6 protein-coding genes and 1 pseudogene are annotated in these 12,772 nt (G+C 49.7%); all 7 read left to right on the plus strand.

The window, feature by feature from the left end; genetic code table 11:
* Window positions 1–111 precede the first annotated feature (111 nt).
* The 7 genes and pseudogenes from P0X86_RS15615 (at window position 112) to P0X86_RS15650 (ending at window position 12,740) form a co-directional block, all read left to right on the plus strand.
* On the plus strand, window positions 112–2,136 hold the full coding sequence (locus P0X86_RS15615) for a glutaminase family protein (protein ID WP_277748923.1): 2,025 nt from the start codon (window positions 112–114) through the stop codon (window positions 2,134–2,136).
* Window positions 2,136–5,450, plus strand: a complete 3,315-nt coding sequence (locus tag P0X86_RS15620) for a glycosyl hydrolase (RefSeq protein WP_277748924.1) — start codon at window positions 2,136–2,138, stop codon at window positions 5,448–5,450. The genes P0X86_RS15615 and P0X86_RS15620 overlap by 1 nt, the downstream gene beginning before the upstream one ends.
* Window positions 5,451–5,722: 272 nt before the next feature.
* On the plus strand, window positions 5,723–7,324 hold the full coding sequence (locus P0X86_RS15625) for a CehA/McbA family metallohydrolase domain-containing protein (protein ID WP_277748925.1): 1,602 nt from the start codon (window positions 5,723–5,725) through the stop codon (window positions 7,322–7,324).
* A gap of 317 nt (window positions 7,325–7,641) precedes the next feature.
* Window positions 7,642–9,293, plus strand: a pseudogene (locus tag P0X86_RS15635) (ribonuclease J).
* Window positions 9,294–9,419: 126 nt separating this feature from the next.
* Window positions 9,420–10,564, plus strand: a protein-coding gene (locus tag P0X86_RS15640; protein WP_277748312.1) for an IS3 family transposase whose coding sequence is annotated in 2 segments (ribosomal slippage) — window positions 9,420–9,714 and window positions 9,714–10,564 — 1,146 coding nt in all. Because the reading frame shifts where the segments join, the coding sequence is not laid out codon by codon here.
* 294 nt (window positions 10,565–10,858) lie between these two features.
* Window positions 10,859–11,809: a carbohydrate ABC transporter permease gene (locus P0X86_RS15645; RefSeq protein ID WP_015735225.1), complete on the plus strand. Its 951-nt coding sequence runs from the start codon at window positions 10,859–10,861 to the stop codon at window positions 11,807–11,809.
* A 61-nt stretch (window positions 11,810–11,870) separates the two neighbouring features.
* The gene (locus tag P0X86_RS15650) at window positions 11,871–12,740 is read left to right on the plus strand and encodes a carbohydrate ABC transporter permease (RefSeq protein WP_036663034.1); all 870 of its coding nucleotides are present in this window, start codon (window positions 11,871–11,873) and stop codon (window positions 12,738–12,740) included.
* Window positions 12,741–12,772: the final 32 nt, after the last annotated feature.

Here is a 12,772-nt window from a genome sequence, read left to right on the forward strand (position 1 = left end):
TTGTCATCCAAGGGGGCGAAGCCTTTGCTGTTTATTGAATCAATATTTCCAAATCGCAAGGAGATCCAGGCAGCTTGAAGAATAAAGAAGACATGAAGGAGTTGACGTTAGATGACAACGAATTTCAGACCCCCATCCGTGCCGCTGGTAACCGTAGATCCTTATTTCAGCGTATGGTCCGCAGCGGACCGTCTGTATGACGACCATACCCGGCATTGGACGAACAAGATTCAAGGCATGACGGGGGTAGCCATCATTGATGGCGTACCGCGACGATTCATGGGAAAAGTTATCACGCAGGAGCCGTCAGAACAACTTGAGTCTGAAGCCCTTGAGCAAACCGATCTGACGGTTGAGCCCGTAACGACCCGTTATACGTTTCAAGGGGAAGGCATTGAACTTCAAGTTCAGTTTACCACCCCGCTTTTGCTGGACGATCTCGATCTGTTATCCCGGCCCGTCACCTATCTGACCTTTCACGTGCGTACATTGGATGGGCAAGCGCATGACGTTAAGATTTACATCGATGTAACGGGCGAATGGTGCGTCCATACCCCGGATCAGCAGGTGACCTGGGAGCACCGCGTGATCGACGGACGATTGAATGCGATGTCGATGGGGACTGTCGAACAGCCGATCCTGCAGCTTGCCGGTGATGACACCCGAATCGATTGGGGGTATATGGTCCTGGCGGTGCCGCGTTCATCGCGGATACAGACGGTGATTCATTCGGTAACGACCCGGGAGCAGTATGTTAGGACAGGTCAATTACCTGCCCAAGATGATGCGCAGAAGCCGCGCTCCGTCTCCGATCACGTTCCCGTCATGGCAGCCGAAATCGAATGCGGGACCGTCGGGGATGAATGGGTATCCGAATATCTGATGCTGGCGTATGACGATATCCATGCGATCGAATATTTCCGCAAGCCGCTGGATGCTTATTGGAAGCGGAACGGATGGACCTTCCATGACATGCTGTTAGCGGCAGCCGATCAGTATGAAACGATCATGCGGCGATGCGAAGGATTTAACCGCGAGCTCATGACCGAAAGCCAAGCCGCAGGCGGCAATCGGTACCGGGATATTTTGGCGCTGACCTATCGGCAGGCGATTGCCGCGCATAAACTGGTTGCCGACGAAGCGGGCCGCGTGTTGTTTTTCTCCAAGGAGAATTTCAGCAACGGGTGCATTGCCACGGTCGATGTCAGCTACCCGTCGATTCCATTGTTCCTGAGATATAACCCTGAACTGATCAAGGGCATGATGCGTCCGATTTTTAAGTATGCGATGAGCGATGAATGGACGTTCGATTTTGCGCCCCATGACGCGGGCACGTACCCGAAAGCCAACGGTCAAGTGTATGGCGAGAACAAGCTGGAATACCAGATGCCGATTGAGGAATGCGGTAATATGCTCCTGATGGCGGCTGCGGTATGCAAGTATGAAGGAAATGCCGAGTTTGCCAGGGAGCACTGGGAGCCCCTTACCGCATGGGCTGGGTATTTGCTGAAGAATGGACTCGATCCGGATAATCAGCTGTGCACGGATGACTTCGCCGGACATTTGGCGCATAATGCTAATCTGTCCATCAAGGCGATCTTGGGCATTGCCGCATACTCCTACATGTGCGATCGGCTCGGCCTCCCGGAAGGCGGAGCTTATCACGAAGCTGCACGGAACATGGCGAATGAATGGATGTCCATGGCCGATGCCGGCGACCATTACAAGCTTACGTTCGACAGCGCCGGCGATTCCTGGAGCATGAAATACAATTTGGTGTGGGATCGGCTGCTGGAGTTCAACCTGTTTCCAACAGAAGTGTCTGCACGGGAGCTGGAGTATTACCAGCATCTACAGAACCGTTACGGCCTTCCCCTGGACAGCCGCGATACGTATACGAAATCCGATTGGCTGGTATGGTGTGCAGCCATGAGTACCACGCAGGCCGGGTTTGAGTCCATGATCGCGCCCCTATGGGATTTCATGAATGAAACCTCCGCTCGAGTTCCGGTGACCGATTGGTATGACACCATCAGCGGCAAGCAAATGAACTTCCAGAATCGCTCCGTCGTCGGGGGATTCTTCATTCGATTACTCATGTCAGGAGCCAGTTCAAATTCGAACAAAGACAGGTGATGTGTGTGAACAGTCTTCATGTTAAGGAAGAAATCGAAATGGATCTCATGCGGTTGAAGCAGCAATTCCAGAATCCGGACGCAACCTACCGCCCGCAGCCATTCTGGTTTCTGAATCACGAGCTCAAGGAAGCTGAGCTGGAAAGCCAGATTCAATCGATGTTTGAAGCGGGCGTCGGAGGCGTTGTTCTGCATGCGCGTCATGGAATGCAAGCCTCATACCTCTCGCAGGCTTTTATGGAAGCTTTGGAATTCTGCACCGTGGAATGCCAAAAACGCAATATGGTCGTCTGGCTGTACGATGAGGATAATTGGCCAAGCGGGACGGTGGGCGGCAAGCTGACGCGACAGCATCCGGAATATCGCATGCGTTACTTAAGAGTGGAGGAAAGGCGTTGTTACGGCGGTTCCGGGCAAGAAAGCTTGAAGCTGGATTTTGCACGCTATGAGAATAATGAGCTGATTGCCATTCTGGCCTATCGTGCCGTCGAGTCGGACGGGGAATGGCTGCTCCATGAAGAATCCGAGGACCTCACGCATGAATGGGGACGGGATTGGACGCCTCCGAATGCGGAAGACTCTTATGTCGTGCTGGCCTGCTGGTCCTGCGAAATTGCGGAAGGCATCACGTTTGCCAATGGGTACTACTTGGATACGTTGAATCCGGAGGCGGTCCAGGCGTTCATCCGGATGTCCTATGAACCGTTTCTGTCTTTGCAGAAATATTTCGGAACGACGATACAAGGCGTCTTTACCGACGAGCCGGGGCTCATGATCCACGACGGTTTCTTCGGGGTGGAGGCGATCCGGACGGCTGTTCACGATGTAGGCGCTACCCTGCCTGGCATGGTCTTTGCTTGGTCTGAAGGAATGGGTGAGCGGTACCGGCAAGAGAACGGGTATGATCTCATCCCGCGATTAGGAGCTTTGCTATATAACATGGCAGACGGCAGCCGGACAACGAAACAGCAATATTATGATACGATTACGCGCTGGTATGTGGAGGGGTATCATCAAGCGATTTCTTCATGGTGCGAAGGGCATGGACTGCTGTACATCGGTCATACGCTGGAGGAGCCGGTCTGGGGGCAAGCCAGGTCGCAAGGCAACCAGACGCGCGTCCTGCAGCAGTTCCACTATGCAGGCGTGGATTATTTGACGCCCGGCATCGGCACGAAGGAGAATCCGCACCGGATCGTGTCCGTGAAGACGGCGGCTTCCGTAGCCGGGCTGGATAATAAAGAACGCGTGATCTGCGAGGCCTTTGGCGCCAGCGGTCACGGCTATTCCATGCGTCAAAGGCGGCTCGATGCCAATTTCATGGCTTTCCTGGGCGTTAATCTGTTTATCCCGCATGCGTTCTATTATTCGTTTGCAGGGTATCGGAAAACCGATTTTCCTCCCACGGAATTCAAACATGCGCCGCATTGGCCGCATTATCGCGCTTTTGCCGACTATCTCGGTCGATTGAGTCTGCTCGGCGCAAGCGGAAAACGAACCCCGGAGGTTCTTCTATTATCGCCTATTCAATCGGTGTACGAAATTATGTTCGCATCGGGACAATCTAACCGGTTTCCTTCATCTGATAGCTTGTTCTCGCTTATGTCGGATCGCATGCTGCGCCATTCCATTGATTATGACTATGTTGATGAATGTCAGCTTCGTAATGCTGCCCTTGTTGATGGAGAAGGGGTACGATTCAGTGGTGACGGGAACGTATATTCGGTTTTGGTTATGCCCGAGGTGGAAGTCATGTCAAGGGACATTGCCGTTCTTCTGGTTGCCTATGTAAAGCAAGGCGGTACGCTGGTTGCCGTAGGGGCAATTCCGCGGCATAGCGAGTCCGTGCGCCAGGACCCGGAGCTGGCAAAGCAAATGCATGAGCTTTTTAGCCCGAATCCTCAGCATGGGGCTTTACGCCCCGTTGGCAAAGGGTATGCTTTATTTTATTCGTTGGAGGACAAGGACCACGAAGACACATTGATCGAGGATCATCTCGATTCCGGAGAAAAGCGGATACTTGCCGATCCAGAGATGTCCGGAGGCCGTATAAAGGAGCAGGCTCCAGATCTGCTCGAGCCCTTGTGTGAAACGGTAAGCGGGTTATTAAAGAAAGCTTCTGCCTTACGATGGAAGCTTCTTGAAGGACAATATGAGGATTTGATCTATGTAGAACGTGTGTTCGGTGACCGTGTATTTGTATGGTTTATGAACTGGGCGGAGCATGACGTTTCCATGAAGCTTGATGCAGGAGAAACCGGGAACCTTATGGAAGAGTGGGACTTGGAAAGCGGGAGCATTCGCCGGTTAGTAGGCGATTCCATTCTTACCTATGCACCTGGAGAACTGCGAGTTCTATCGGTTGGACCTGAGGAGTGCTCAATTAACGAAATAGAACAAACGTTCGTCAAGGTGCAAAAAACCGAGGATATTATCGTTCTCGAAGATAAGTGGCGTTTTCAGTCTCTTGAACCCAACGTTTTATTACTGGACCAGTGGCAGGTCACGCTGAATGACCGAAACTCCAGGATGAACGCCACGATGCCTGGGCAAGTGAACACGTACCGTACAACGTTTACCGTGACGCAGGCATTGATCGAACAATTGCATTCTCCGAATGGCGGAGATCATTCGCATCCACCAGATGTCCATCCATTAGCGAGGCTTGAGTTGATTCTGGACGATGTGGAGCAGAAAATACCGGCCCATATCGGCTTCCTGCAGCGCAGGCGCAATGTTGAAATCTTCGTGAATGGCGTCAGGCAGAATGTGCTGAAGACATCCGATTGGCAGGATTCAAACTATGCTACCCTAGATATCACGGTTCATTTGGTGGCGGGCGAGAACGAGCTCGAGATATTGACGGTTTCCTTACTGGAGCCGATGCCGGCGATTTCATTCCCAGCCTATTTGATTGGGCCGTTTGAAATAGAAGATGGGGTGAGGTTAAATGCGTGTTCGGAACATATGTTTGGTTCTTGGGCTTCTGCCGGCTATCCTTATTATGCGGGAGCGGGTGATTACTTCCAGGAGGTAGACCTGACTGAGGTCAACTTAGCGCCGGACGAGGAGTTATGGCTGGAAGCCGAAGATATTAGGGAGACAGCTTGCCTATATGTGAATGATACAAACGCTGGCATCCGGCTGTGGCCGCCGTATCATTGGAATATAACGCCGTATGTGGAACAGGGGATCCATCAACTTGCCATCCGTGCAGCCAATACGCTGGAGAACTTGTATGGCAAGAATGCTTTGCCTTCGGGGGTGAATGGACAGGTTAAGTTGGTACGTCGAACTTTATCCAAAGAAATGTAATCTTAGAAGAAGCTCATCGAAATGACTACACCGAATGCAGGTTGTAGTCATTCTGTTTATAAAGGTTTACATAATATTATATATGTTACCCAATGGATAAAGACCTTGCGAATTTCGAGTTACAAAGACGATGGCTTATTTCTTCTATTTGGACATAAGAATAACGAGGACTATTCTTACAAATGTATCGATTTGTCATAACATTCTCTTAATCAAGAAGGCTTACACTTAAGTAGTTTTTACGATTGATATCAACTCGGAGGTGCCATGAAATGCAGCTAAAGAAGAAAACCATCATGGTTTTGGCGCTCAGCTTGTCCATCCTTTCGCAAGGCATGGTTGTTCATGCGAAGGCGGATGGGTCTAAGTTTAAGCCGGAAAGCAACGGCAAATGGATGACTGGGGAGTATCACGCGCATACGTATCAGTCCGATGATGCCAGTCAATCCTTGCAGGAATTGCTGGACAACGGGTTCGAAAAGTACGGTTTGGATTGGATCGCCGTTTCGGACCATCTTAGAGTTTCTAAACGGGATGATGAGGGAAATCCTCTTGCCGGCGGACCTGTTCCGTTCTCCCAAGGAATGGCGCTGTATCAGATCTCTAAGATCCAGCAGCTCCAGGCAGCAGGGAAATACAAGAATAACATTATCTATTCGGGTTTTGAATGGGACATGCCTACATACGAACATGTGGGAGTCGGCATTATAGCTGGCTCATTCGGTTCAGAGGCGAGCCTTAGGGCAGCCCGTCAGTTCGAGTATCTATTTACGGATCGAGATGAAGCGATGTTTGATCCCAAAGAAGTCGCCGATTGGAAAAAAACAGACAGCCGGGCCTACACGACGTCCGAAGATGCCCGAACGGCACTGGCCTGGCTCCAAAAAAACTACGCCAACAGCAGTTATGCATTGCTCAATCATCCTTCCAGAAAAACCGTATATACGATCGCTGACATACGGGATTTCAACAACATCGCGCCGAATGTCGTATTCGGGATGGAGGGAATGCCCGGGAATCAGATGGAACCGGATCGTGGCGGACTTAATTTAACTACGCCGGAAAACAGAACTTACGGCGGCGCTGATTACATGATTGCCAAAGTTGGCGGCGTATGGGATGCGCTGCTCGGCGAAGGACGCGAATTCTGGAACTTTGCGAACTCGGATTCTCATTTTGAGATTAGTGACAACCGTTTATACTCCAGCGGTTATTGGCCGGGACAATACGCCAAAAATTACACATGGGTGAACGGAAAGGATATGCAAAGCGTGCTGAACGGCATGCGTTCAGGCAAATCGTTCTCCGTGCACGGCGATTTAATCAACGCCTTGGATTTCCGCGTTCGCCATGGAAATAAGCAGGCCGAGATGGGGAGTAAACTTCAAGTGAAACAAGGGAATCCTATCGAAATTACGATCCGATTCAAAAGTCCGAAACAAAATAACAACGGCGACTCCGTAGCCGTGGATCATGTCGATTTGATCTCGGGTGATGTCACCGGTAAAGCACAACCAGGTACGGCGGCATACAGCAAGAGCACCAACGGTTCGACCAAAGTGGTGAAACGGTTTACGAGCAAGGATTGGACAACCGATAGGGATGGATACAACGTGATCACTTATCGGACGAAAGCAACGAAGGACCAATATTTCCGGTTAAGAGGGACGAACCTTGGCGAGAATGTTGACGGAGAAACCCGCCATGGCGATCCGCTCATGGATCCGAAAACGGACATCGAAGACAACGAGCAGCACTTTGCGGAAATTAATAAACGGAATTACAGCGACCTGTGGTTTTATTCTAATCCGATCTTTGTCAGCGTTAACGATAAGCCGGTTAAAGCTCCTAAACAACAGGGGAAGCATTCGTAAGACGCGACTTGCGCTATATTCAGAAGACTGCCGATTATCCGGCAGTCTTTTTCATTTTTCAACTTTTAAAGAAGTCTGAGGTCTGAATTCCTATCTGGCTGCAACTGAAATCGCTAAAGACAAATGGCATACCGTTTGAGATTGGCGGGTTTTCTGTCGTTACCCTGCATCACGACTGGCGAAACCATTGTTACCCGCGGTGCATAAGTTTTGCGGGAACTTCAATAATATAGAAGGAACATCATGCCTTGAAAGATATGGATCTAGGCGAGTAGAGACAAGGAGGCAACCTAGCCATGAATATAGCTGAATAAAAATTGCTGGTCGCCGCGCTTGGCGGTGTGAATGAAATTGGAAAAAACATGTACTTCATACAGTACGATCAAGATATTGTGGTGATTGATTGCGGCTCGAAATTCCCTGACGAAAACCTGCCAGGCATCGACTTGATTGTTCCCGACTTCACCTATTTGCTGGACAACGCGGATAAGGTCAGAGCCCTTGTCGTCACTCATGGACATGAAGACCATATTGGTGGAATTCCCTATTTGCTGAAGCAGCTGCAGATCCCTGTGTATGGGACGAAGCTTACGATTGAGCTGATTAAAATCAAGCTGAAAGAGCATCGTATTCTGCGTAATTCCGAGCTTCACACGATCGACGCGAATTCAACCATTCAAGCGGGTGCCATCCATGCCTCTTTTTTTCGACCAGTCACAGCATTCCGGATTGCGTGGGCATCGTTTTTCAAACACCGGAAGGCAATGTCGTCCACACGGGAGATTTTAAATTCGACATGTCTCCCGTGAAGGGACCTTATCCTGACCTACACCGAATGGCAGAAATCGGCAAGCAGGGCGTGAAGGTGCTGCTATCGGAAAGCACAAACGCCGAAAGACCCGGGTTTACCCCTTCGGAACGCTTGGTTGGCGGTCATATCCTGGAGGCTTTCGCCCAGGCCAAACAGCAGGTATTCATCTCCACATTCGCTTCGAACGTCAACCGTGTCCAGCAGATCATCGATGCCGCGGTAGAGACGGAACGGAAATTGATTCTGCTCGGCCGGAGCATGGTTAATGTCGTTGCGGTGGCCAAGGAGCACGGGTATCTCAACATGCCCGATGATTTGCTGATCGATGCTGGAGACAGCGAGCGTTATCCGCCGGACCAAATCGCCGTGTTATGCACGGGAAGCCAAGGAGAGCCTATGGCAGCCTTATCACGGCTAGCCAACTCCAAGCATCCCCATATCGAGATTCTGCCGGGCGATACCGTCATTATTGCTGCAGGGGCGATACCGGGTAATGAGCGGAATCTGGCTCATGTCATCGATAATTTATATGTGCTGGGAGCCCAGGTCATCTATGGATCGGGTGCGACTTCAGGGATGCATGTATCCGGACATGGCAGCCAAGAAGAATTGAAATTGATGCTCACTTTGATGAAACCGGACTATTTGATCCCCGTTCACGGTGAATTCCGAATGCTCTATCAGCATCGTCAGCTGGCCGAGTCCGTGGGAATCCCGAATGAGAACGTGTTTATCGTTCAGAATGGCGACACGATACAAATCCAGCAGGGCATGGCATCGTTAGGTCCCAAAATCCCTTCAGGCAACAGCCTGGTGGACGGATTGATGATCGGCAACGTAGGCAATATCGTCTTGCGGGACCGCAGGCAGCTGTCCTCCGACGGAATGCTCATTATCGTCACCACGCTCAGCAAAACGGAAAAGCAGATGGTGGCCAAGCCCGAGCTTATATCCAGGGGATTTATCTTCGTAAAAGATTCGGAGGAATTCATGGGTCAGATCCATGATATCGTCTCGTCTTCAATGAAGGATTTGACTGAAACCGGATCCACCCAATGGAATCTGATCAAGCAAACCTTGAAGGACCATGTCGGCAAATTCATATACAGTGAGACCAAGAGAAGGCCGATGATTCTGCCCATCATTATCGAAGTTTAAGTACTTTGAATAAAAAAAGCACAGCCTATTGGGACTGACCCCATAACGTGAGACAAATTAAAAACACCTTCAAGAGAATGCAACCATGTCGTAAGATATGGGGACAACTTTGGAGGTGTTTTTGCGTTGGCAACAAGAGTCAGCTATCCAGTGGAAGTGAAAAAGAAAGCTATTGAAATGAGGTTGGATGGCATTCCAGTGAAAGAAGTCATGGACCAACTGAACATACGAAATAAGACACAAGTAGAGACCTGGATGAGATGGTATCGCAGTGGCCAATGGAATCGGTTGGAGCAGCCTGTCGGTAAACAATACAGCTACGGTAAAGGGCCTGAATATACATCTGAACTCGAGAAGGTACAGGCGGAAAATCGGTTTCTGAAACAACAGTTAGATCTGCTAAAAAAGTTCGTGGAAATGCAAAGGAGGTGTCGCCAAAGGCTGTAGTGGAGTGGGTTGAGTCCGTTCGAGGAGAAGTCAGTGTAACCCAAGCGTGTGCATGGATCGGGCTTTCTCGCTCCACCTACTATCGCTGGAAGGACGCCCACGAGAACCCATGTAAAGATCACATGGTAGAGAAGATTCGTGAACTCTGTAGTCAGCATAAATTTCGTTATGGATACCGAAAGATCACGGCTCTGCTTCGGATGGAGCGTAAGATTAACCATAAACGCGTTCAGCGGATTATGCAGCGCGAGGGGCTCCAATGTCGTGTCAAAGTGAAGAAACGCAAACCTACAGGGCAGCCAGCTTACATCGCAGAACACTTGTTAAAGCGCCAATTTGAAGCCGATGCCCCCATGCAAAAACTCGTTACAGATATTACGTATTTGCCGTTTGGCGGAAAAACGTTATACCTGTCGAGTATCTTGGACTTGTTTAACGGAGAGATTGTGGCGTACAGTATTTCTGACAAGCAAGATACCGGGTTTGTTCTGGACACGCTGGGTCAGCTGCCCGCTCTACCAGGCACCATGCTCCATAGCGATCAGGGCAGCGTCTACACATCTCAGGCCTATCAAGAAGCAGTAAAGGGAAAAGGCATTACCATGAGCATGTCCCGCAAGGGTACGCCCGCTGATAATGCCCCCATCGAATCGTTTCATTCCACGCTAAAGTCTGAAACGTTCTATCTCGAAGGTTTAACCTGTACGACGACGGCAATCGTCGAGCAGACCGTTCGAAACTACATTACTTACTATAACTCAATTCGCATTCAAACAAAACTAAACAACCAATCGCCGGTTCATTTCCGGCAACTGGCTGCTTAAACTTGCAAGGTGTTTTGATCCCTGTCTCACAAACGGGGGTCAGTCCCATTGGAGGCTGTGCTTTTTTTATGCGTATCGATATGGGGTTCAACCTAGGCATACACCCGGAAGCGGGCAGCTGCATACACTGCCGATAAAGAATCGCTTTAAGGTGTTGATCTTTCATTCACGTCTGTGAAAAAAAGAATAACACATATTCCGGATTCATCCACATAACCATGTACAGAATGGACATGAACGTCTTGTCCGATTGCCGGAATGGATCCGGTTACTAACGAAAGGAGGAGGATCGGTTTGTCATCCACCCCAGAAGGGAAATGGACTGCGGAACATGGAAATTGGGCAAAACGAAAGTTCAGATTTACGCGCAATGACTGGATGGGCTATCTATTCAGCGCCCCTCTGATTATCGGCGTCATCGTATTTGCCATTTATCCCATGTTTGCCGCACTGTTTATGAGTTTTCATCAGACTTCCGGGCTCAATTTATCCGGAAACTGGGTGGGCCTGAGCAACTATCGTTACGCGTTAGAGGATTCCTTATTTTGGCAAGCGCTTACAAATACGTTCGTCATGGGGATATGGTCCGTATTGCTAGGGATCGCGCTTTCGTTTGTTCTGGCAAGCCTGATTAATAATCTGAAATGGCATCTGGGACGCAACTTTTTCAAAGCGGTTTATTTTCTGCCCAACGTCGTATCCGGCGTTGCTACAAGCTTGTTGTTCTCTTTCTTGTTTTTTCCGTCCAAGGAAGGGCTGATCAACTTCGTGATTGGTTTGTTCGGCATCGATCCGGTCGGCTGGTTCACGAACCCGGAAGTCGCGCGTTACAGTATCGTGCTGATGAGCTTGTGGGGTGCACTAGGGTATAACACCATTATTTTTCTGGCCGGTTTGCAAAGCGTCCCGCGGGATCTCTATGAGGCTGCCGAGGTCGACGGTGCAGGCACGTACCGGAAATGGTGGTATATAACGATTCCATACTTGCGTCCGATCTTTGTGTTCATGCTCATCATGGGAACCATCGGCGGAATGAAGCGGTTTACGGATGTATGGTTAATCGGCGGAACCGCAGGTAATCCTGGGGGAAGCTTGATGACCGTGGTGCTGTATATTTACCGAAATGCATTCCTCTCTTCGCAGATGGGGCTGGCTACGGCCGTATCCTATCTGTTATTCGTCATCATACTCATCTTAACCGTGTTCCTCATGCTGCTCAACCGACGTAAAGACAGCTTGGATTAATCCCATTATCCATTTTCGGATCCGTAGGGGGAACCTTATTCCAGAAGACAGGAGGGTAACTATGAGCAGTTCAGCCTTGCCCAAGGAGCCGGTGCGCCGTAAACGAATCACGCTTCCACAATTGATGCTAACGCTGGTCCTATTGGTAGGTTCATTCATTATGATTGTGCCATTCTTATGGATGCTGGTAACGAGCTTCGATTGGGCCGCACGGTTAAATATTTCATTCCCGCCGAAAATATGGCCGGAGGAGCCTTCAATCCGAACCTATGAAGCCGCTTTCACCAACATCAATATGTTCCGATATATCGGCAATTCCACGCTTGTCAGCGCAGGGGTCATTATCATCAGCTCGTTGTCCGCATTATTATCCGGCTATGCCTTATCCAAGCTTCGCTTCAAAGGAGCTAATTTCGTACTGCTGCTGGCGCTAAGCACGATGATGATTCCGTTCGAAATGACCATGATTCCGCAGTATCTTTTGTTCAGTAAACTCGGGTTGGTCGACAATTATCTGGCATTTTATTTGCCGGCCATGAACTATGCGTTCGGTACTTTTTTAGCCAAAGCGTTCTTTGATCAATTGCCCAGCAGTTTAAGGGAAGCGGCCGTACTGGATGGAGCCAAGGAAATTACGGTATTCAGCCGGGTTTATCTGCCGCTGTGTACGCCGATTATCGCCACCATGGTCATTCTGCTGTTCTTGGGCGTATGGAATGATATGCTGTGGCCGCTGCTGATCTTGAAATCGGCTGCCAAGTACACGATCCAGATCGGTTTAGCCATGTTTACGTACAACAACGGTATTAACCAACAGCCATCCATTATTATGGCGGCCACAACCACGAGCCTCATTCCGGTTATCGTCGTCTATATGTTCCTGCAGCGCTATATTATCGAAAGCATTGCGCTGTCCGGTATCAAGCAGTAATTCAGAAAGTAAAGCTAAAATTATGCGGGGGT

Source organism: Paenibacillus sp. BR1-192 (genome assembly GCF_029542445.1).
Taxonomy (GTDB): Bacteria; Bacillota; Bacilli; order Paenibacillales; family Paenibacillaceae; genus Paenibacillus_AQ; species Paenibacillus_AQ lautus_A.

Bases quoted from the DNA above. Each gene is read 5' to 3' on its own strand.
- P0X86_RS15615 (WP_277748923.1), top strand. From the start codon at position 112: ATGACAACGAATTTCAGACCCCCATCCGTGCCGCTGGTAACCGTAGAT.
- P0X86_RS15620 (WP_277748924.1), top strand. From the start codon at position 2,136: ATGTGTGTGAACAGTCTTCATGTTAAGGAAGAAATCGAAATGGATCTC.
- P0X86_RS15625 (WP_277748925.1), top strand. From the start codon at position 5,723: ATGCAGCTAAAGAAGAAAACCATCATGGTTTTGGCGCTCAGCTTGTCC.
- P0X86_RS15650 (WP_036663034.1), top strand. From the start codon at position 11,871: ATGAGCAGTTCAGCCTTGCCCAAGGAGCCGGTGCGCCGTAAACGAATC.